We start from the raw sequence: 21952 nt of genomic DNA on the forward strand, positions 1-21952 counted from the left end.
CCCCCCCCCCCCCCCCCCCCCCCCCCCCCCCCCCCCCCCCCCCCCCCCCCCCCCCCCCCCCCCCCCCCCCCCCCCCCCCCCCCCCCAGTAGGCCATGTTGTTCAGAAGCCTTGTGGTGTAGAACGGGCGACAATCGCTTCCACATCAACACCTCGTGGCAACGCACCATAAACCCGGCCACCACCATTCAGACGACTGGCAATGAAAGCGTCACTGACGACTGAATTGCCGGCCTCCAGCAACAACTTGGCCTGAAGCCCCAACGCCACATCTTCAGTCAACTGCCGCGCGCGATACTGAATATCGCCGGTGTCCTTGAACGCCGCCTGCAATTGGCTGATGTGCGCGGCCAGCCGCTTGTCGCCATGGCCGTCACCCAACTCGTTGAACAAGGCGTCCAGCACGCCCGGTTCTTTCGACAGCGCCCGCAGCACATCCAGGCATTGCACGTTGCCGGAACCTTCCCATGTCGAATTGACCGGTGCTTCGCGGTACAGCCTTGGCAGGATGCTGTCTTCGACATATCCCGCACCGCCCATGCATTCGGCGGCTTCGTTGATCATGGCCGGCGCGCGTTTGCAGATCCAATATTTGCCCACCGCCGTCACCAGACGGGCGAATTTCGCCTCTTGGGAATCGTCCAGATGATCCAGCGCCCGGCCCATGCGCAGGCTCAATGCCAGCGCCGCCTCGCTTTCCAGCGCCAGGTCGGCCAGCACGTTTTGCATCAGTGGCTGCTCGCTGAGCAGCCTGCCACCGACCGAACGGTGCGCACAGTGATGGCTAGCCTGGGTCAATGCCTGGCGCATCAAGGCGCTGGAACCGACCATGCAATCGAAACGGGTCATGGCCACCATTTCAATGATGGTCGGAACACCGCGCCCCTCTTCGCCGACCATCCAGGCCAGGGCCCCCCGGAACTCCACTTCGCTGGAGGCGTTGGAGCAATTGCCGAGCTTGTTCTTCAGGCGCTGGATGTAGAACTGATTGCGCGTGTCATCAGGGCGATGACGCGGCAGCAGGAAGCAGGTCAAGCCTTTGTCCGTCTGCGCCAGCGTCAGGAAGGCATCGCACATCGGCGCCGAACAGAACCACTTGTGCCCCACCAGTTCATAGGGTTGGCCAGGACCGCTGGCGCCCACCGGATAGGCCTTGGTGGTGTTGGCCCGCACATCGGTGCCACCTTGTTTTTCGGTCATGGCCATGCCAATGGTGACACCGGCCTTGTGGGCCATGCCGACGTTACGCGGATCGTATTCGGTGGCGAGGATTTTCGGCAGCCATTTGTCCGCCAGATCCGGTTGCAGGCGCAGCGCCGGGACACTGGCGAAGGTCATGGTCAGCGGGCAGCCGCTGCCCGCCTCGGCCTGACTGTGCAGATACGTCATGGACGCCCGGGCGACGTGGGCACCGTCCTGCGGATGCGCCCAAGGCAGCGAGGTCAAGCCATGCTCGATCGCCGTGCGCATAAGCTCGTGATAGGCCGGATGAAATTCCACCAGATCGATGCGATGACCAAAGCGGTCATGACTGTTGAACACCGGCTTGTTCTGATTGGCCAGGAAGCCCGCCTCCATCAGCGGTCCGCCGGCCAGCGCGCCGTAAGCCTCGATTCGCGACTGCGCCCAACCGGCCCCGAAACGCCGCGACCACTCCTGCAATGGCAAATCGATGCGATACAGGTTGGCGCCGTCCAGTGACGGTGGCTGGTTGGTGACTTCGTGGGTTTCGGCGAACTGATGCAGGTTCATGACGGGGCTCCTTTGGTCAGCCAAGGGATTTCAGTTAAGCACTGCCCCCCGGCCGAACAAAGTGTCATATCTGCCTAACTGCCGGCGCTTTCGCCCTGTTGCGAGCAGAGCACCCGACGATAGAGCGCAGTCTGCAAATCTTCGAATTTCACCGGTTTGCTCAGGTGATCGATCAGCGCGCCGGTCGGGCAGCGCTCTCGATCAGCACCCAGGGCGATCATGAATACCGGTAGTTCGGCACAACCGGGCAATGCACGGATCTGGCAGCACAAGGACACACCGTCCATCGCTGGCAACTGACAATCGAGCAACACCGCATCAAAGGTTTCACGCTGCAGGCAATCGAGCGCGGCGCTTCCGCTGTCAGCGGTACGCACCCGGAACCCGAGCTTGAGCAACATGCCGCGCATCACCAATTGATTGATGCCGTTGTCATCCACCAGCAGCACGGTGCAGTCCTGCGGCAGTCGTAGACGCGGGAAATCCCGGCTCATGAAAGGCACCGACAGCGGCTCCATCGCCGGGACTTCAAACTCGACATCGAGCTGGAAACGACTGCCACGCCCGGGCTCGGAACGATGGGTCAGGCGACCGCCGAGCAATTCCACCAGTTGCCGGCAGATCGCCAGCCCTACCCCGAGTCCGCCGTACTCGCGGGTCATGGAGCCATCGAGCTGGAAAAACCGCTGATACATCGTAGCCTCACCCAGGTCGGTGAAGCCGATACCGGTGTCGATCACCGCGAAGGACAACGCCAGTCGATCTGGTTTAACCGTTTTCCCGCTCACCCGCAGCGCCAAACCTCCGACCCGGGTGAACTTGATGGCGTTGTCCAGCAGGCATTCCAGGCATTGCGCCAACTTGGCACTGTCGCCATGCAGTCGATCCGGCACGTTGGGCGCCACGTCGACCTTGAAATCCAGCGACTTGCTCGAGGCATTGCCATCGAACTGCACGCGTAATGCCTCGACCACGCCACGCAAACTGAAGGTCGACGGGGATGCCTTGAGCTTGCCGGCCTGCAGCTCGGTCAGCGTGAGGATGCCGTTGACCATGCGCATCATGTCCCGCGCCGATCCGGCGGCCGTTTGCTGGTACTGCTCCAGCTCCGGATCCATTTCAACGGTTTGCATCAGCTCCAGCGAACCGATCACGCCGTTCATGGGCGTGCGCAATTCGTGGGTCAGGGTCGCGAGGAATTCGTCCTTGAGCTGGTTACTGCGCGCCAGTTGCTGGTTGAGGACTTCCAGTTTTTGCCCGGCGTCGAGCAGGGTTTGCGCCTGCTGTTCGCGCATGGCATTGATGCGGTCGGCCAGGGCCAGGGACAGTAGCGCCACTTCGATGGCCGAGCCGATCTGGCTGGAGTACATGGTCAGGAACACGTTCGGCAGGTAACCGAGCACCATCAGGGTATTGACGATTCCGCCCAGCAAAAACGCCGACCAGGCGATGATGAAATAGCGTGCGACCCGCAGCCCGCGCAACCAGGCGAAAATCCCCGCAGAAAAAATCACCACGGTGAAGATCAGCGCCAGGGCGGTCGCCAGGCGCAAGGCCAGTGCATAACTGGTCATTAACGACAACCCGACCACCAGGGCACTGAACACCACCAGCGCCAGCAGCAGGCGGTCAAGCCAGCGACTGAAGGTGGCCGTCTGCAGGAAACTGCGGGCGAACTGACTGCCGAACAGCCCGGCACTGCCGATGAAAAACGGCGTCGCTGCGTTGGCCCACCAGGGATTATCCGGCCAGAAGTACTGCACGGCCGCACCGTTCACCGAGAGCTGATACAAACCGAACGAGGCAATATAGAAGATGTAATACAGGTAACTGGTATCACGCACACTGAGGTAGATGAACAGGTTATAAACCAGCATCCCCAGCAACACACCGTAAATCAGCCCCAGCACGTAAAGCCTGACCGGCTGCGCTTCAAGGTAAGCGGTGCTTGACCACAATGTGACCGGTGCCTGGATCGAACCCTGGCTTTGCAGGCGCAGATACAGGGTTTGCGATTGTCCGGGGGCGAAATTCAGATTGAACAGATAGTTGTTCTGGCGGATCTCGCGGCTGGCGAACGGCAAGGCATCGCCGGTCTGGCGAACCAACTGATAGTTTCCGGCCGCATCGGGCGAGTACAGGTCAAGGTGATCGAGGGGCGGATAGGCCAGTTCCAGCAACCATGTGCGCTGAGCGGCAGGGTTGGTCGGGCGGTAATCCAGGTCGATTTTCAGCCAGAACACTGAACGCGAATAGCCGGCGTTGAGGGTCGCCTTATCATGGGGCTTGAAGTTGCCGGACGCGGCTTGCGCCCGCACATCCGCGATCGTCGCCTGGCCAGCGGCGTCTTCAAACACTTGCAGGGTTCGGCCCAGGGGGAGGCTTTGAGTGAACTCATCGAATTCGACGGCGCTCGCCAAAAGGGGCAAACACAGCAGCAACATCAGCAAATAGCGCATTTATGCCCCAGCATGGCCTGTCCGGTCCTGTCAGGAAGCCCCCCATTCCCTTTGAGTAGACGTAAAACCGGTGTTACCTGTTATTGATTTGGATCCACTCTAGCATAGCCGCTGATGGCCATTGAGCACTATAGAAATTTTTCCTACAAAGGCTCTAGCACGGGCGTTCTAGCGAAGATTATTGAGATAGAGCTGTTTGTTCGATCAATCGGTATATCTCTGTAGGAGCGAGCTTGCTCGCGATGCACTCATAGTCGCCGCATTTACCCTGCAGTCCTGCCTTATCCTTAACGACTATCGCGAGCAAGCTCGCTCCTACAAGGGCCGTCATGACTCGCTGGTCGACTGGTGGTAAGCTCGCGCACCATGAATATCTACAGCTCTCGCCCCGTTGTCCTCTGTCTCTCCGGCCACGACCCAAGTGGTGGCGCCGGCTTGCAGGCAGATATCGAAGCCCTGCTCGCTCAGGGTTGCCATGCGGCTCCGGCCGTCACCGCCCTGACCGTGCAAGACACCGTCAACGTCACTGACTTCCGCGTCCTCGACCGTGAGTGGGTACTGGCCCAGGCCAATGCCGTGCTCAACGACTCCGAAGTCGCCGCCGTCAAACTGGGCATGCTCGGTTCCCTGGAAATGGTCGACACCGTTGTCGAACTGCTTTCGGCGAACCCGCATTTGCCAGTGGTCTGCGACCCGGTGCTACGCGCCGGCGGTGGCGGGCGACTGGGCAAGGACGAAGTCGGCTACGCCATGCGCGAACGTCTGCTACCCCTGTCGATCATTGCCACGCCCAATCTTCCTGAAGCCCGCATTCTCGCCGAACTGCCTGAAGGCACCGCGGACGAGTGCGCCGAAAAACTCCTGCCGTTCGTCAAGCACCTGCTGATCACCGGCGGCCACGGCGACGAGACCGAAATCCACAACCGTCTCTACAGTCGCGATGGCTTGCGCGAGACCTACACTTGCCAGCGCCTGCCCGGCAGTTACCACGGTTCCGGTTGCACCCTGGCCAGCGCCCTTGCCGGTCGTCTGGCCCAAGGTGAAAACCTCGCCAGCGCCGTGAAAACTGCACTTGACTACACGTGGCGCACCCTGCGCGATGCCGAGCAACTGGGTAAAGGCCAGTTCGTGCCGCGCCGTCTGCCACTGGACTTCTGTTCGTAATGCAATGAGGGCTGTCCGATGAAACTACGTGGCCTGTACGCCATTACCGACAGCCATCTACTGGACGGTAAATTGCTTCAGTACGTGGAGGCAGCGCTGGAAGGCGGCGTCACCCTGCTGCAATACCGCGACAAGAGCAGCGACGAGGCCCGCCGCTTGCGTGAGGCCGAGGCCTTGCGCGATTTGTGCGAACGCTACAAGACACAGTTAATCATCAATGATGACGCTGAACTGGCCGCCCGCCTCAATGTCGGCGTGCACCTGGGACAGACCGACGGGCCACTCACCCCGGCCCGCGCATTGCTCGGATCCAAGGCCATCATCGGCTCGACTTGCCACGCGCAACTCGAACTCGCCGAGCAAGCCGCCAGGGAAGGTGCCAGTTATGTCGCCTTCGGCCGCTTCTTCAACTCCAACACCAAGCCGGGCGCCCCGACCTGCAGCCTCGAACTGCTCGACCAGGCCCGCCGGCAGTTGCACCTGCCGATCTGCGCCATTGGCGGCATCACCCTCGACAATGCCACCCCACTGGTGGCCCATGGCGTCGATCTGCTGGCCGTGGTGCATGGCTTGTTTGGCGCCGAGAGTACGACGGAAGTCACCCGCCGCGCCCGCGCATTCAACGAATTATTAAAAGTCTGAGAGCCCGATCATGTCTCGTTCCGAAACCCTGTTTGCCAATGCCCAGAAACACATTCCCGGCGGCGTGAATTCGCCGGTTCGCGCATTCAAAAGCGTTGGTGGCACGCCGTTGTTCTTCAAACACGCTGAAGGCGCCTACGTCACCGACGAAGACAACAAGCGTTATGTGGATTACGTCGGTTCCTGGGGGCCTATGATCCTTGGCCACAGTCACCCGGACGTGCTGGACGCCGTGCGCAAGCAGCTGGAGCACGGCCTGTCCTACGGCGCGCCGACCGAGATGGAAACCCAGATGGCGGATCTGGTCTGCTCGCTGGTGCCGTCGATGGAGATGGTGCGCATGGTCAGCTCCGGCACCGAAGCCACCATGAGCGCAATCCGTCTGGCCCGTGGCTTCACCGGTCGCGACAGCATCATCAAGTTCGAAGGCTGCTACCACGGTCACTCCGACAGCCTGCTGGTCAAGGCCGGTTCCGGTGCCCTGACCCAGGGCGTGCCAAGCTCGGCCGGCGTACCGGCAGCCTTTGCCAAGCACACCCTGACCCTGCCGTTCAACGACATCGACGCGGTTGAAAGCATGCTCGCGGAAGTCGGCCAAGACGTGGCGTGCATCATCGTCGAGCCGGTGGCCGGCAACATGAACTGCGTACCACCGGCCCCAGGCTTCCTCGAAGGCCTGCGCACCCTATGCGACAAGCACGGCGTGGTACTGATCTTCGACGAAGTGATGACCGGTTTCCGTGTCGCCCTCGGCGGTGCCCAGGCTTACTACGGCGTAACGCCGGACCTGACGACTTTCGGCAAGATCATCGGCGGCGGCATGCCGGTAGGGTGCTTTGGTGGCAAACGCGAAATCATGTCGCGCATCGCGCCGCTCGGCCCGGTTTACCAGGCTGGTACATTGTCGGGTAACCCGCTGGCAATGGCCGCCGGTCTCACCACACTGCGTCTGATCAGCCGCCCAGGCTTCCACGCCGAGCTGACCGACTACACCACGCGCCTGCTCGATGGCCTGCAAGAGCGCGCCGATGCTGCGGGCATCCCATTCGTGACGACTCAGGCCGGCGGCATGTTCGGCCTGTACTTCAGCGGTGCCGATGACATCGTGACTTTCGAAGACGTCATGGCCAGCGACGCCGCCCTGTTCGGTCGTTTCTTCCACCTGATGTTGGAAGGTGGCGTGTACCTGGCACCGAGCGCCTTCGAAGCCGGCTTCACCTCGATCGCCCACGGCGAAACCGAGCTGAAACTGACGCTGGATGCGGCCGAGCGCGCGTTCGCTGCATTGAAGTAAATGCCATATCGCTGACGTTGGCCGTTGCCAGCGTCAGCTTTCACCTACACACCCGCGCTTTTTCCTACTCATCTGCCAATAATTCCCCGCAAAGCGGGCGATATAGTTCCCACGCAGCAGAAAAACGAGTAAAGACTTTGTAAGGTTGGCCCTGCTTATTTCATAATGCGCGCTTATTGGATCCCCTCGATGGGTCCGCGCGCCCTTCAGAGGTAAGTCGATTCCCATGAACCGCACCGGCCGCGCCCTTTCACTGGGCTGCCTGTTGCTCCTTCAGCCCCTGCTCGCGCTCGCACAAGCAGGCGGTAACTCGTTGTTAATCCCAGCGATGGGTCGCTGCACCCTCAATACTCAGCCACAAGACCTGGCACAGGCACTCGCCGCTTGCCAGAAAGCGTCGGATGAGGGGGATGCACAAGCGCAATACGAGTTGGGTGAGTTCTACTATGAAGGCAAAAACGCGCCGCGCGACCTCAACCAAGCCCTGAGCTACTTCGAAAAAGCCTCGCTGCAAGGCCACGCCCAGGCACAATTCAAACTCGGCACCATGTTTTTCCATGGCGAAGGCGTCCCGGCCAATAACGTTCAGGCATACATTCTGCTGAAAATGGCGGCGGTCAATGGCGCGGAGGATGCGCTGGACACTGCCGACGAAGTCACCGAGAAAATGCCCCGCGAAGAACTGGAGGTCGCGACCCAGGTACTCGGGCAGATTTTCCGCAAATACCTGATGGAACTGCAGAGCGCCGACGGGCGTACACCTTTCTCGCCACTGCCTTGATTATCGCATCGCTCTGACTGCCCCCTTCGCGAGCAGGCTCGCTCCCACAGTTGATCTCTTGCGAACACAAGTTGTGCATCCACAGATGATTTATTGTGGGAGCGAGCCTGCTCGCGAAGGGGACGACTCGGTTTTGAGACTTACTTCTCAGGCATCGGCACCGGAAACGGCATCACATTACCCACCCCGGCACGGGCTTCGCTGATTTTCGGCGTGCCCAGACGCTCGACCTCATCGATACGCACGATCGAGTGCATCGGTACGAAACTGCGCACCACACCTTCGAATTGCGCCTTGAGCTTCTCTTCACTCGGATCAACGACGACTTGCGTGCGCTCGCCAAAGACGAACTCTTCCACTTCCAGAAAGCCCCACAGATCGCTCTGATAGATCTGCTTGGCGTACATTTCGAACACCTGGCCCTGGTTGAGGAAAATCACCTTGTAGATTGGAGCTTCACGTTTGGTCATGGTGGGCGGGCAACACATCGGGGGATAAAAAGAGGGCGCGAACTATAGCATAACCACCGGACGCGCAGCGGTAGGAACCTGGGAGCATGTTCCCTATAATGCGCGGTTCTTCGAATCACGTGATGACCCTTTTCCATGGCCAAGAAGCTTTATATCGAAACCCACGGTTGCCAGATGAACGAGTACGACAGCTCGCGCATGGTCGATCTGCTGGGCGAACACCAGGCCCTGGAAGTCACGGCTCGCGCTGAAGACGCCGACGTGATCCTGCTCAATACCTGCTCGATCCGCGAGCGCGCCCAGGACCGCGTCTACTCGCAACTCGGCCGCTGGCGCGAATTGAAGCTGGCCAACCCGGACATGGTGATTGCCGTCGGCGGTTGCGTGGCCAGCCAGGAAGGTGCCGCCATTCGCGATCGCGCCCCCTATGTCGACGTAGTGTTCGGCCCGCAAACCCTGCACCGTCTGCCGGAAATGATCGACGCCGCGCGCATCAGCAAGCTGCCGCAAGTCGATGTCTCGTTCCCGGAAATCGAAAAATTCGACCACCTGCCCGAGCCGCGCATCGACGGCCCTAGCGCCTACGTATCGGTGATGGAGGGTTGCAGCAAGTACTGCACCTTCTGCGTGGTGCCCTACACCCGGGGCGAAGAAGTCAGTCGTCCGTTCGATGACGTGATTGCCGAGATCATTCACCTGGCCGAAAACGGCGTGCGTGAAGTGACGTTGCTGGGCCAGAACGTCAACGGTTATCGCGGCACAACCCACGACGGACGCCTGGCCGATCTGGCCGAACTGATCCGCGTCGTTGCCGCCGTCGATGGCATCGACCGTATCCGCTACACCACCTCTCACCCGCTGGAGTTCTCCGACAGCCTGATCCAGGCCCATGCCGAAGTGCCCGAGCTGGTGAAACACCTGCACCTGCCAGTGCAATCGGGCTCGGACCGCATCCTGGCCGCTATGAAGCGCAACCACACTGCACTGGAATACAAATCCAAACTGCGCAAGCTGCGCGCCGCCGTGCCGGGCATTTGCATCAGCTCGGACTTCATCGTCGGCTTCCCCGGCGAGACCGAAAAAGATTTCGAACAAACCATGAAGCTGATTCAGGACGTCGGTTTCGACTTCTCCTACTCGTTCGTCTACAGCCAGCGTCCCGGCACCCCGGCCGCTGACCTGGCCGATGACACGCCGGAAGAGTTGAAGAAGGAACGCTTGAATGCCCTGCAACATCGCCTGAACCAGCAAGGCTTCGAAATCAGCCGACAAATGGTCGGTTCGATCCAGCGCATTCTGGTCACCGATTACTCGAAAAAAGACCCCGGCGAGCTGCAAGGTCGTACCGAAAATAACCGAATCGTCAACTTCCGCTGCGACAATCCGACCCTGATCGGTCAGTTCGCCGACGTGCACATCGACGCGGCACAGCCGCATTCGCTGCGGGGCTCGCTGATCCAGTAACACTTTTCGGAAACACTGAGGACCCTGTGGGAGCTGGCTTGCCAGCGATTAGGCCATCAACCCCGACAAATATGTCGCCTGTTGCACCGCTATCGCTGGCAAGCCAGCTCCCACAATGGAATGCATTGTTCTCCAGAAAGGGCTTATCCATTTAAGAGCTTTCGCACCCACGCCACTGGCGTTATCCTTGATTTCATCACTATTGCCCCAGGGCGGCTAAATACGACCTTGAACGCACCCATAGAACCCCATCGTTTCATCCTCGAGCCTTTTGAGGCTCGCCGTTTCGCCAATCTGTGCGGGCAATTCGACGAGCATCTGCGCTTGATCGAACAGCGCCTGACCATCGAGATCCGCAACCGCGGAAACCAGTTCGAACTGATCGGCGAGCGTAAACACACCACTTCCGCGGAAAACCTCCTGCGCCGCTTGTACCGGGAAACCAAGGGTACCGAGCTGTCGCCGGACATGGTTCACCTGTTCCTGCAGGAATCCGCCGTCGAAGAGCTGGACAACCACTCGCCCGCCGACGCCGCCGTCTCCCTGCGCACCAAAAAAGGCATGATTCGCCCACGCGGCTTGAATCAGCAGCGCTACGTGAAGGAAATTCTCGGGAACGACATCAACTTCGGCATTGGCCCGGCCGGTACCGGCAAGACCTACCTGGCCGTTGCCTGCGCGGTGGACGCACTGGAGCGCGAGCAGATCCGTCGCATCCTGCTGGTACGTCCCGCGGTCGAAGCCGGGGAAAAACTCGGATTCCTGCCCGGCGACCTCAGCCAGAAGATCGACCCGTACCTGCGCCCGCTCTATGACGCACTCTACGAAATGCTCGGCTTCGAGTACGTCGCCAAGCTGATCGAACGGCAGATCATCGAAGTCGCGCCGCTGGCCTACATGCGCGGCCGGACGCTGAACAACAGCTTCATCATCCTCGACGAAAGCCAGAACACCACCGTCGAGCAAATGAAGATGTTCCTGACCCGGATCGGCTTCGGCTCCACGGCCGTCATCACCGGTGACATCACTCAGGTTGACCTGCCACGCGGCACCAAATCCGGGCTGCACCATGTCATCGAAGTATTGAAAGACGTGCCGGGCATCAGCTTCACGCACTTCCAGCCGAAGGATGTCGTGCGTCACCCGTTGGTACAACGCATTGTCGAAGCCTATGAACGTTTCGAAACCCGTGCAGCCGATGATGCCGCCGCCAGGGAAAGCCGCCGCGATGCTTGAGCTAGACCTGCAAATCGCGACCGAACGCCCCGCCCCCAGCGAAGCCGAATTCCGCCAGTGGTGCGAACTGGCTCTGCGCCAGCGCACCGCCGACTCCGAGATGACCATTCGCCTGGTCGACGAAGCCGAAGGCCGCGAGCTGAACCACACCTGGCGGCAGAAGGATTACGCAACTAACGTCTTGTCATTCCCGGCCGATGTGCCGGACGAGTTTCTCGACATTCCGCTGCTCGGTGACCTGGTGATCTGCGTCGCCGTGGTCGAGCGCGAAGCCGTCGAACAGGGCAAGGAACTCAAGGCCCATTGGGCACACCTGGTGATTCACGGCTGCTTGCATCTGCTCGGTTACGACCATATAGAGGACGAGGAAGCCGAAGAAATGGAAGCACTGGAACGAGAGTTGCTTGCAGAACTGGGCTATCGCGATCCGTACGCGGACGACGAAACCGAAACATCCCCAATCATTACAACAAAGGATTCAGAGTAATCGCTATGAGCGAAGATCGATCGAGCAACGGGCAAAAGTCCTGGCTGGGTAAGCTCACCCAGGCTTTTGCCCATGAGCCGAAGAACCGCCAGGAGCTGCTGGAGCTGCTGCGCGATGCACACCAGAACAAACTGTTGGACAGCGAAGCGCTGGCCATCGTCGAAGGCGCCATCCAGGTGGCTGACCTGCAAGTACGGGACATCATGGTTCCGCGCTCGCAGATGATCAGCATCAAGGCGACCCAGACACCCCGCGAGTTCCTGCCTGCCGTACTCGACTCGGCCCACTCCCGCTATCCGGTGATCGGCGAAAGCCACGATGACGTGATGGGCGTGCTGTTGGCCAAGGACTTGCTGCCGTTGATCCTCAAGGAGAATGGCGACAGCTTCAACATCAAGGACCTGCTGCGACCGGCCACCTTCGTGCCGGAATCCAAGCGCCTGAACGTGTTGTTGCGCGAGTTCCGCGCCAACCACAACCACATGGCCATCGTCATCGACGAATACGGCGGCGTGGCAGGCCTGGTGACCATTGAAGATGTACTGGAGCAAATCGTCGGCGACATCGAGGACGAGCACGATGTCGAAGAAGACAGCTACATCAAGCCACTGCCCAGCGGCGACTTCCTGATCAAGGCCCTGACGCCGATCGAGAACTTCAACGAGTTCTTCGACAGCGAATTCTCCGACGACGAATTCGACACCGTGGGCGGCCTGGTGATGAGTGCATTCGGGCACTTGCCAAAACGCAACGAAATCACTGAAATCGGCACCTATCGTTTCCGCATCCTGAATGCCGACAGCCGTCGGATTCATTTGCTGCGACTGACGCCTATCGCCCGCTAAATCTAAGGACTGAAATGCGCTGGACAACCCGCCCCGGCTGGCCCGGTAACCTGCTGGCCGTGGCGGCCGGTGCAATCACCACCCTGGCCCTGGCGCCCTTCGATATCTGGCCGCTGGCATTGTTGGCGGTCGGGCTTTTCTATGCCGGCCTGCGTGAGCTGAGCCCCCGTCAGGCCCTGGGTCGCGGCTGGTGCTTTGGCTTCGGCCTGTTCGGCGCCGGTACCAGCTGGATCTACTACAGCATTCACCACTTCGGTGGCGCCTCGGTGCTGTTGGCCGGGTTCCTGATGCTGATCTTCACGGCAGCGATTGCCTGGTTCTTCGCCCTGCCCGCCTGGCTCTGGGCGCGCTGGTTGCGACGCAACGAAGCACCGCTGGCCGATGCACTGGCTTTCGCGGCGTTGTGGGTGGGCCAGGAAGCGTTCCGCGGCTGGTTTCTCACCGGTTTTCCCTGGCTTTACTCCGGTTACAGCCAGCTCGACGGTCCGCTGGCCGGGCTCGCCCCCGTCGGCGGCATGTGGCTGATTTCCTTCACGCTGGCCTTGACCGCCGCGCTGATCTACAACGGATTGCGCCTGATTCGTGGCGGCCGAAAAGGCTTCATCGTGATAGGCGTTGTGCTGCTGATCGGCCCATGGGTGGCCGGCATCGCCCTCAAGCATCACGCCTGGACCAGCCCGGCCGGCGCGCCACTGAGCGTCGCCGCCATTCAGGGCAACGTCGAACAGAGCATGAAGTGGGATCCGGCGCAGCTCAATGCGCAATTGGCGTTGTACCGTGACATGAGTTTCAGCTCCAAACGCGTCGACCTGTTGATCTGGCCGGAAACGGCGATCCCGGTGCTCAAGGAGTCCGCCGAAGGCTACCTGGACATGATGGGTAAATTCGCTGCCGAGCGGAACTCGGCGATGATTACCGGCGTTCCGATCAGGGAAGTCGTTCGCCATGAAAAGCGCTTCTTCAATGGCATTACCGTGGTTGGCGAAGGCGATGGCACCTACCTCAAGCAGAAACTGGTGCCATTCGGCGAATACGTGCCACTGCAGGATGTGCTGCGCGGACTGATCGCATTTTTCGACCTGCCGATGTCGGACTTCGCCCGCGGCCCTGCCGATCAGGCCATGCTGCAAGCCAAGGGTTATCAGATCGCGCCGTATATCTGCTACGAAGTGGTGTATCCGGAATTTGCCGCGGGCCTCGCCGCCCAAAGCGACCTGTTGCTGACCATCAGCAACGACACCTGGTTCGGCACTTCCATTGGTCCGTTGCAACATTTGCAAATGGCACAGATGCGCGCACTGGAGGCCGGCCGCTGGATGATCCGTGCTACCAACAACGGCGTCACCGGTCTGATCAACCCGTTCGGCCAGATCACCGAGCAGATCCCCCAGTTTGAACGCGGAATCCTGTACGGCGAAGTGGTGCCGATGCACAACCTGACGCCTTATCTGCAATGGCGTTCGTGGCCGTTGATCATTGTTTGCGTGTTGCTGTTTGGCTGGGCGTTGGTGGCGAGCCGGATGGCCAAGACCGTTTAATCAGGGCGCCCATAAAAGATCGCAGCCTCGTTTCACTCGACAGCTCCTACAGGAGATTGCGCACTCTGTAGGAGCTGTCGAGTGAAACGAGGCTGCGATCTTTTGAGTTTCAGCGGTAGAAAAGCGAGTACCCGACCTGCCCCACCGCCTCGTTCATCAATTGTCCGCTTTGCCAGATCGACTTGAACTCCGGCAACCATCCTCCCAGCGGCCGCGCGTTATCCACACCTAAAAAGCCCATGGGCGCCGGCACGACCTCAAACCCGGCCCGCTGGAAGCTCCAGACCGCTCGCGGCATGTGCCAGGCCTGGGTCACGAGCACCACGCGCTTGACACCTTCAGGCAATAACACCTCGGCGCTGAATTGGGCATTTTCCCAGGTCGTGCGGCTGCGCCCTTCCTGCCAGCGTACCGTCACACCGAAGTCGTCGTGCAGCGAGTCCGCCATCAGTTTGGCTTCGGTCGGCGGCGTACCGTAATGCAGGCCGCCACTGGTCAGAATCGGCAGCCCCGATGCCTTGGCCAGGCGAGCCGCATAACGTTGGCGCTCCAGGCCTACACCCGTCGGCTGATCAGCACCCCACGCCGGATCCCCCCGTTCGCGTCCCGACCCCAACACCACGATCGCATCCGCGTGCTGCCCCAACGTCGCCCATTCTTCGAACGCCAGCGGTGGCTCACGCTCCAGCAACGCGGCGCTCCATTGCACGACGACCGGCAGGCTCATCAGCCAGAACCCGCCCACCCCCAAGGCAAAACACAAACCGGCGAGTCGCGGCCTTGAGCGGCGCAACCACCAGGCAAGCACCAACAGCAGCAACAGGAGGCCGGGCGGCAGAAAAATTTGTTTCACGAAATAGCGAAAAGGCATCGAGCATCTCCATGAAGATGCCCGAAGCCTAAGTGGGTTGATGCGATGCGACAATCAATACGGAAGGACTATGCTTCAAAAAGTCATGGAGCATGGCTCTTTGCCCTTATTTGAACTGCAGAGACCGGACCTTTACCGCATCTCTACCGGGGACTTTGTCCTTGAGCCAGATAATCTTGGCAGTACGTGGTGCATCGAGTTGCTTCACTGCTTCGGACAAGCATCCATGTGTCTCACGTTCACTGCGATCCAGGTACGCCTTGACCAGAGCAAACTCTGCGGGGCTCAAGCCGCGCAATTCCAGCTCCAGCGGACGTTCATCACGTAGCCGGCCAGCGGTTCTCGCCGCTTCCAGCGCCATGCCCAGACGATCGATCAGTCTTTCGTACAGCTCCGGTTTTGTAGCTTTGTGCTGTGAATCAACCATCCCTCACCTCATTGGAAGATAAGACCTACTCCCCAGTTAGAGCTTAGCTTCCATGAACAAACCGGCTGAACGCCGCGACCAACGGCCCTCGCAGAGGATTTGGCAAGACGCGCGGCAGCAATCAGGGTTTCCCTCGGCAGAGTGCGGTCATGTATGCTACGGCGCTTCCTGTAAATCCAATTCCAGCTCGACTGGACATCGAAAACGCCGAATCGGCGCCTTCACCGTCCAGCGTTGCATTGAAGAGGATTGGGCCACCCCTATTCAGTTCAAAAGTAGCCATGCACGAACAATATCAGCCCCGTGAAATCGAAGCCGCCGCCCAGTCGTTCTGGGACGAGCAAAAGTCCTTTGAAGTCAGTGAACAGCCAGGCAAGGAAACCTACTACTGCCTGTCGATGTTCCCTTACCCCAGCGGCAAGCTACACATGGGGCACGTGCGCAACTACACCATCGGCGACGTGATCTCCCGCTATCAGCGCATGCAAGGCAAAAACGTCCTGCAACCCATGGGTTGGGACGCCTTCGGCATGCCGGCGGAAAACGCCGCGATGAAGAACAACGTGGCCCCGGCCAAGTGGACCTACGAAAACATCGCCTACATGAAATCCCAGCTGCGCAGCCTGGGCCTGGCGGTGGACTGGTCCCGTGAAGTGACCACCTGCAAACCGGATTACTACCGCTGGGAACAATGGCTGTTCACCCGCCTGTTCGAAAAAGGTGTGATCTACAAGAAAAGCGGCACCGTGAACTGGGACCCGATCGACCAGACCGTTCTGGCCAACGAACAGGTGATCGACGGTCGCGGCTGGCGCTCCGGCGCGCTGATCGAAAAGCGCGAGATCCCGATGTACTACTTCAAGATCACCGCCTACGCGGATGAGCTGCTGGAGAGTCTCGATGAGCTGCCGGGCTGGCCTGAACAGGTCAAGACCATGCAGCGCAACTGGATCGGCAAGTCCCGCGGCATGGAAGTACAGTTCCCGTACAACGTCGATTCCATCGGCGAAAGCGGTACCCTGAAAGTCTTCACCACCCGTCCGGACACATTGATGGGCGCGACTTACGTCGCCGTGGCCGCCGAGCACCACCTGGCCACCCTGGCCGCACAGAACAATCCTGAGCTGCAAGCGTTCATCGCCGAATGCAAGAGCGGTAGCGTTGCCGAAGCCGACGTCGCCACCCAGGAGAAAAAAGGCCTGCCGACCGGCCTGTTCGTCGAGCACCCGCTGACCGGCGAAAAACTGCCGGTATGGGTCGCCAACTACGTGCTGATGCACTACGGCGATGGCGCGGTAATGGCTGTACCGGCCCACGACGAGCGCGACTTCGAGTTCGCCCACAAGTACAACCTGCCGGTCAAATCCGTGGTGCGCACCAGTTCCGGTGAAACCAATCCGGAACCGTGGCAGGAGGCCTACGGCGAGTACGGCACGCTGATCAACTCCGGCGAGTTCGACGGCCTGGACTTCGCCGGCGCCTTCGATGCCATCGAAGCGACACTGATCAAGAAAAACCTTGGTGCATCGCGCACCCAGTTCCGCCTGCGCGACTGGGGCATCAGCCGCCAGCGCTACTGGGGCTGCCCGATCCCGATCATCCACTGCAGCAGCTGCGGTGACGTGCCGGTACCGGAAGACCAGTTGCCGGTCGTGCTGCCGGAAGACGTGGTGCCGGACGGCGCCGGCTCGCCGCTGGCGCGCATGCCCGAGTTCTATGAGTGCAACTGCCCGAAATGCGGCCAGCCTGCCAAGCGTGAAACCGACACCATGGACACTTTCGTCGAGTCGTCGTGGTACTACGCCCGCTACGCCTCTCCGCACTTTGAAGGCGGCCTGGTGGAAAAATCCGCGGCTGACCACTGGCTGCCGGTGGATCAGTACATCGGCGGTATCGAACACGCCATTCTCCACCTGCTCTACGCGCGCTTCTTCCACAAACTGATGCGCGATGAAGGCCTGGTGAGCTCCAACGAGCCGTTCAAGAACCTGCTGACCCAGGGCATGGTGATCGCCGAGACTTACTATCGTCGCGAAGCCAATGGCGCCTACACCTGGTTCAACCCGGCGGACGTCGACCTCGAACGCGACGGCAAAGGCAATGTCACCAGCGCCAAGCTGAAAGCCGATGGCCTGCCAGTGGAAATTGGCGGCACCGAGAAGATGGCCAAGTCGAAGAACAACGGCGTCGACCCACAGTCGATGATCGACCAGTTCGGTGCTGACACCTGCCGCCTGTTCATGATGTTTGCCTCGCCGCCTGACATGAGTGCAGCGTGGTCCGACTCCGGCGTCGAGGGTTCGCACCGTTTCCTCAAGCGCGTCTGGCGTCTGGCTCAAGCGCACGTGACCCAGGGCCTGCCGGGCAAACTGGATATCGCCAGCCTGAACGATGAACAGAAAGCCGTTCGCCGTGCGACCCACCAGGCCATCAAGCAAGCCAGCCACGACGTCGGCCAGAACCACAAATTCAACACGGCCATCGCCCAGGTGATGACGCTGATGAACGTGCTGGAGAAAGCGCCGCAAGGCACCGATCAGGATCGTGCACTGGTTCATGAAGGCCTGGAAACCGTGACCCTGCTGCTGGCCCCGATCACCCCGCACATCTGCCACGAACTGTGGAACCGATTGGGTCACGCCGATGCGGTGATCGACGCCGGTTGGCCGGTACTGGACGAAAACGCGCTGGTGCAGGACAGCCTGACCCTGGTCATCCAGGTCAACGGCAAACTGCGCGGACAGATCGACATGCCGGCCAGTGCCAGCCGCGAAGAAATCGAAGCCGCCGCACGCACCAACGAAAACGTGCTGCGCTTTGTCGACGGTCTGACCATTCGTAAAGTGATCGTGGTGCCCGGGAAACTGGTCAACATCGTCGCCAGCTAATTGGATCAGGCGCCAGGCTTAGCCTTGCGCCGAGTAAAACCTTTCGGGCCGGTTGACCGGCCCACATGGTTTCAAGGGGAGCAACACAATGATCAAACGCAATTTGCTGGTGATGGGCCTTGCGGTCCTGTTGAGCGCCTGCGGTTTCCAGCTGCGCGGCACCGGCACCACCGAACTGGCGATCAAGGAACTCGATGTCAGCGCACGCAACGCCTACGGTGACACCGTCATGCAACTGCGTCAGGTGCTTAATAGCAGCGGCGTCAAGGTCTACACCGGCGCACCATTCAAGCTTGTGCTGACCGATGAACAGGAAACCCAGCGTATCCTCAGCTACGCGGGCGCCGGTCGTACGGGCGAATACCAGCTGACCACCGCGCTCAGCTACAGCATCCTCAGCCAGGGCAACCTGTCGCTGCTGGCAGACAAGCTTGAAGTCGAGAAGGTCTTCATTCACGACGGCAACAACCTGGTGGGCTCTGACCAGGAGTCGAACGATGCCCGCAAGGAAATGCGCCGCGAGCTGGTACAACGCATGATGCTGCGTCTGCAACAGATCTCGCCAACCCAGCTCGAGCAACTGCAGCAAACCGCCGAGGCCAAAGCCAAGGCCGAAGCCGCGGCGCTGGAAGCCGCGCAGAAGGCTGAAGCGGAAACGCCGCGTCAGTCGCCTGTCGAACTGCCGCAGCAATAAGACTTACGGGGCGCCCAGGCGCCCCGTTCGCCCTCTCTTATGAAACTCGCCCCCGCCCAACTCGCCAAACACCTGCAAGGCGCTCTCGCGCCGGTCTACGTCATCAGTGGCGATGATCCCTTGTTGTGCCAGGAAGCCGCCGACGCCATCCGCACTGCCGCCCGTCAGCAGGGCTTCGACGAACGCCAGGTCTTTGCCGCCGACGCCAGTTTCGATTGGGGTACGTTGCTCCAGGCCGGGGCCAGCATGTCGTTGTTCGCTCAAAAGCGCCTGCTGGAACTGCGCCTGCCCTCCGGTAAGCCCGGTGACAAAGGTGCTGCCGCGCTCATTGAATACTGCTCCCGGCCGGCCGAAGACACGGTGTTGCTGATCAGCCTGCCGAAACTCGATGGCAGTGCACAGAAAACCAAGTGGGGCAAGGCACTGGTCGAAGGTGCCCAGACTCAGTTCGTGCAGATCTGGCCGGTGGATGCCAGCCAGCTTCCAGGTTGGATTCGTCAGCGTCTTTCCCAGGCAGGGCTTTCCGCCAGCCAGGACGCCGTCGAGTTGATCGCCGCACGGGTCGAGGGCAACCTGTTGGCCGCCGCCCAGGAAATCGAAAAACTCAAACTGATGGCCGAAGGCGGGCAAATCACCGTTGAAACCGTGCAAGCAGCGGTTGCCGACAGTGCACGCTTCGATGTTTTCGGCCTGACCGATGCGATTCTCAACGGCGAAGCCGCCCACGCCCTGCGCATGCTCGAAGGGCTTCGCGGCGAAGGCGTCGAACCACCGGTGATTCTCTGGGCCCTGGCCCGGGAGCTGCGCCTGCTGGCCAACATCGCCCTGCAATACAGCCAGGGTACGCCGCTGGACAAAGCCTTCAGCCAAGCCAAACCACCCGTTTGGGACAAGCGCAAACCGCTGATGAGCAAAGCCCTGCAACGTTATTCTGCGCAACGCTGGGCGCAGTTGCTGCTGGAAGCTCAGCGCATTGATGCACAGATCAAAGGCCAGGCCGCCGGTTCGCCGTGGATGAGTTTAAGTCGCCTGACGTTGCTGATGGCTGGACAGCGGTTGTCATTGCCTGCTGAATAAAACTTTTTGTGGCGAGGGAGCTTGCTCCCGCTGGGCTGCGAAGCGGCCCCAACTCCCACCACACCACGTTTATTTAGACGTAAGGGACTACCCATTTACGACTGCTGCGCAGCCGAAAGGGAGCAAGCTCCCTCGCCACAGTTCATCATTGCTACGCAATGCGGGGACTAGACAGAACCCGCACTTGAGCAGATGATTTGCCCCGCAAAAACCACTCACTTGCGAGAACCCATCATGAGCAAAAAGCCATCCAAGCATGGCCCCAACAAGGCCAAATCCATCATCGCCCAGCCACTGTTCCGCAGCCGTCAGGAACGCGCCGGCAAGGGCAAAGGCAGCTACCGCCGCGAAGCCTTCCAGTCTAATGGCTGGGAGGCTTCTTACTTTCTGGCGGCCTGAAAGGCAAGCATCCGCTCAACATGTTAAGGTCTGCACCTGATACGTTTTCCCTGGACTTGTGCATGCCCTTTTGTCTTTCCCGTCGTTGGCATCTGCGCCAATTGATTGCTGCCTCCAGCCTAGTTTTGCTAGTCGCCTGCGCGGAAAAACCTACCGCCGCCGACGCACAGCCACTTCAAAGCCTTCCCGTCGCCACAGCCCCGGCAATCGTCGCACCTGTGGTGCCAAGCAACGAAAATCTCGAAATCCAGCCGACCCAAACCTTCGCCGAGTGGCAGGCGGGTTTCCGCAAGGATGCCCTGGCCGCCGGTATCCGTGCCGACCTGTTCGACCGTGCCTTCGCTAACGTCAGCTTTGATCCCAGTGTGATTCGTGCCGACCGCAGCCAACCGGAGTTCGCCCGGCCCGTATGGGAGTACCTTGACGGCGCCCTGTCGCCTCTGCGGGTGCGCAAAGGTCAGGCGCTGGTCAGCCAGTATGCCGGCATCCTGCAAAGCATCGAGCAACGCTACGGCGTCGACCGTGAGGCACTGGTCGCGGTATGGGGCATGGAAAGTAACTTCGGTCAGTTCCAGGGCAGCAAGTCGGTCATCAACTCCCTGGCGACCCTGGCCTATGAAGGCCGGCGCCCCGGCTTTGCCCACGCACAATTGATTGCCGCCCTGCAGATCTTGCAACAAGGCGATATCACGCCAGAGAAAATGCTCGGTTCCTGGGCGGGCGCCATGGGCCAGACCCAATTCATCCCGACCACCTACAACACCCACGCCGTGGACTTCGATGGTGATGGCCGTCGCGACATCTGGGGCAGCTCCACCGATGCCTTGGCCTCGACCGCGCACTACCTGCAAAGCTCCGGCTGGCAAAGAGGCCAGCCTTGGGGCTTCGAAGTGCAAGTGCCGAGCGGCTTCAACTACCTGCTGGCCGACGGCACGATTCGCAAGAGCGTCGCTGAATGGCGACAATTGGGCGTTACCTTGCCCAATGGCGCTCAGGTCCCGCCAGGTTCCGAGCAGTTGTCCGCGGCGCTACTGCTACCGGCCGGTTACCGTGGCCCGGCGTTCCTGGTGCTCGATAACTTCCGTGCAATCCTCAAATACAACAACTCCTCATCCTACGCACTGGCGGTCGGCCTGTTGTCGCAGCGCTTCAATGGCGCGGGCCTGATCAGCGGTACGTGGCCCAAGGATGATTTGCCGTTGAGCCGCACCGAGCGGATCGAACTGCAAAATCTGCTGAGCGCCCAAAACTATGACGCGGGCACCGCGGACGGCATTATCGGTGCCAATACGCGCAAGGCGATTCGCAGCGCGCAGCAGTCGTTTGGCTGGCCGGCGGATGGTTATCCGACGCACAAGTTGCTGGAAGGTCTTCGTAACCGCTAAAAGCTTCGCGAGCAGGCTCGCTCCCACAATTTTGGGGTAAGGATCTTCCCGCAGACACGCTACCAAGCTACCCCCACCCC

General features: G+C 60.5%; 19 protein-coding genes. 14 read left to right on the top strand and 5 right to left on the bottom strand.

Going from position 1 to position 21952, the window contains the following annotated elements:
- Positions 1 to 101 precede the first annotated feature (101 nt).
- Positions 102 to 1751, bottom strand: a complete 1650-nt coding sequence (locus ACSFE6_RS25775) for an acyl-CoA dehydrogenase family protein (protein ID WP_435430230.1) — start codon at positions 1749 to 1751, stop codon at positions 102 to 104.
- A 74-nt stretch (positions 1752 to 1825) separates the two neighbouring features.
- Positions 1826 to 4210 (bottom strand): 7TM diverse intracellular signaling domain-containing protein, encoded by a 2385-nt coding sequence (locus ACSFE6_RS25780; RefSeq protein ID WP_435430231.1) that lies wholly within the window; start codon positions 4208 to 4210, stop codon positions 1826 to 1828.
- Between the two features lie 366 nt (positions 4211 to 4576).
- On the opposite strand from ACSFE6_RS25780, the gene ACSFE6_RS25785 reads away from it, so the two are divergent.
- The 4 genes from ACSFE6_RS25785 (at position 4577) to ACSFE6_RS25800 (ending at position 8091) form a co-directional block, all read left to right on the top strand.
- Positions 4577 to 5374: a hydroxymethylpyrimidine/phosphomethylpyrimidine kinase gene (locus tag ACSFE6_RS25785; protein WP_435430232.1), complete on the top strand. Its 798-nt coding sequence runs from the start codon at positions 4577 to 4579 to the stop codon at positions 5372 to 5374.
- Between the two features lie 18 nt (positions 5375 to 5392).
- Positions 5393 to 6016: a thiamine phosphate synthase gene (gene thiE, locus ACSFE6_RS25790; RefSeq protein WP_435430233.1), complete on the top strand. Its 624-nt coding sequence runs from the start codon at positions 5393 to 5395 to the stop codon at positions 6014 to 6016.
- Positions 6017 to 6026: 10 nt separating this feature from the next.
- The gene (gene hemL / locus ACSFE6_RS25795) at positions 6027 to 7310 is read left to right on the top strand and encodes a glutamate-1-semialdehyde 2,1-aminomutase (RefSeq protein WP_435430234.1); all 1284 of its coding nucleotides are present in this window, start codon (positions 6027 to 6029) and stop codon (positions 7308 to 7310) included.
- A 226-nt stretch (positions 7311 to 7536) separates the two neighbouring features.
- On the top strand, positions 7537 to 8091 hold the full coding sequence (locus ACSFE6_RS25800; RefSeq protein ID WP_096514924.1) for a tetratricopeptide repeat protein: 555 nt from the start codon (positions 7537 to 7539) through the stop codon (positions 8089 to 8091).
- A gap of 140 nt (positions 8092 to 8231) precedes the next feature.
- Here the strand turns inward: ACSFE6_RS25800 and ACSFE6_RS25805 are convergent, their stop codons facing one another.
- The gene (locus tag ACSFE6_RS25805) at positions 8232 to 8561 is read right to left on the bottom strand and encodes a DUF1820 family protein (protein WP_435430235.1); all 330 of its coding nucleotides are present in this window, start codon (positions 8559 to 8561) and stop codon (positions 8232 to 8234) included.
- 135 nt (positions 8562 to 8696) lie between these two features.
- Between ACSFE6_RS25805 and miaB the strand changes: the two genes are divergently transcribed.
- The 5 genes from miaB to lnt all read left to right on the top strand — a co-directional run bounded on the left by miaB (position 8697) and on the right by lnt (position 14131).
- Positions 8697 to 10025, top strand: coding sequence for a tRNA (N6-isopentenyl adenosine(37)-C2)-methylthiotransferase MiaB (gene miaB, locus ACSFE6_RS25810; protein ID WP_207267192.1), 1329 nt, complete (start codon positions 8697 to 8699; stop codon positions 10023 to 10025).
- A 228-nt stretch (positions 10026 to 10253) separates the two neighbouring features.
- The gene (locus ACSFE6_RS25815; RefSeq protein ID WP_435430236.1) at positions 10254 to 11261 is read left to right on the top strand and encodes a PhoH family protein; all 1008 of its coding nucleotides are present in this window, start codon (positions 10254 to 10256) and stop codon (positions 11259 to 11261) included.
- Positions 11254 to 11748 carry an rRNA maturation RNase YbeY gene (gene ybeY / locus ACSFE6_RS25820; protein ID WP_435430237.1) on the top strand — a complete coding sequence of 165 codons (495 nt, stop codon included), beginning with the start codon at positions 11254 to 11256 and terminating at the stop codon, positions 11746 to 11748. Before ACSFE6_RS25815 ends, ybeY begins: the two co-directional genes overlap by 8 nt.
- Before the next feature lie 5 nt (positions 11749 to 11753).
- Complete coding sequence (locus ACSFE6_RS25825) at positions 11754 to 12593, top strand: HlyC/CorC family transporter (protein ID WP_175387922.1); 840 nt, start codon at positions 11754 to 11756, stop codon at positions 12591 to 12593.
- Between the two features lie 14 nt (positions 12594 to 12607).
- The gene (gene lnt, locus ACSFE6_RS25830; protein ID WP_435430238.1) at positions 12608 to 14131 is read left to right on the top strand and encodes an apolipoprotein N-acyltransferase; all 1524 of its coding nucleotides are present in this window, start codon (positions 12608 to 12610) and stop codon (positions 14129 to 14131) included.
- Positions 14132 to 14240: 109 nt separating this feature from the next.
- On the opposite strand, the gene ACSFE6_RS25835 is transcribed toward lnt, so the two are convergent.
- A complete protein-coding gene (locus tag ACSFE6_RS25835; protein WP_435430239.1) occupies positions 14241 to 15002 on the bottom strand; it encodes a YdcF family protein in 762 nt (253 codons plus the stop codon).
- A 106-nt stretch (positions 15003 to 15108) separates the two neighbouring features.
- A complete protein-coding gene (locus ACSFE6_RS25840; protein WP_435430240.1) occupies positions 15109 to 15429 on the bottom strand; it encodes a hypothetical protein in 321 nt (106 codons plus the stop codon).
- Positions 15430 to 15710: 281 nt separating this feature from the next.
- Here ACSFE6_RS25840 and leuS point away from each other — a divergent pair, with 281 nt between their 5' ends.
- From leuS to ACSFE6_RS25865, 5 genes are all read left to right on the top strand, one after another.
- A complete protein-coding gene (gene leuS, locus ACSFE6_RS25845) occupies positions 15711 to 18317 on the top strand; it encodes a leucine--tRNA ligase (protein WP_435430241.1) in 2607 nt (868 codons plus the stop codon).
- Between the two features lie 88 nt (positions 18318 to 18405).
- Positions 18406 to 19011 (top strand): LPS assembly lipoprotein LptE, encoded by a 606-nt coding sequence (lptE, locus tag ACSFE6_RS25850; protein ID WP_435430242.1) that lies wholly within the window; start codon positions 18406 to 18408, stop codon positions 19009 to 19011.
- A 39-nt stretch (positions 19012 to 19050) separates the two neighbouring features.
- A complete protein-coding gene (gene holA / locus ACSFE6_RS25855) occupies positions 19051 to 20088 on the top strand; it encodes a DNA polymerase III subunit delta (protein ID WP_435430243.1) in 1038 nt (345 codons plus the stop codon).
- Positions 20089 to 20322: 234 nt separating this feature from the next.
- The gene (gene arfA, locus ACSFE6_RS25860; protein ID WP_116629390.1) at positions 20323 to 20487 is read left to right on the top strand and encodes an alternative ribosome rescue factor ArfA; all 165 of its coding nucleotides are present in this window, start codon (positions 20323 to 20325) and stop codon (positions 20485 to 20487) included.
- 62 nt (positions 20488 to 20549) lie between these two features.
- Positions 20550 to 21872 carry a lytic murein transglycosylase gene (locus tag ACSFE6_RS25865; RefSeq protein ID WP_435430244.1) on the top strand — a complete coding sequence of 441 codons (1323 nt, stop codon included), beginning with the start codon at positions 20550 to 20552 and terminating at the stop codon, positions 21870 to 21872.
- Positions 21873 to 21952 lie beyond the last annotated feature (80 nt).

Source organism: Pseudomonas baetica (genome assembly GCF_051216495.1).
GTDB classification, from domain to species: domain Bacteria; phylum Pseudomonadota; class Gammaproteobacteria; order Pseudomonadales; family Pseudomonadaceae; genus Aquipseudomonas; species Aquipseudomonas baetica_B.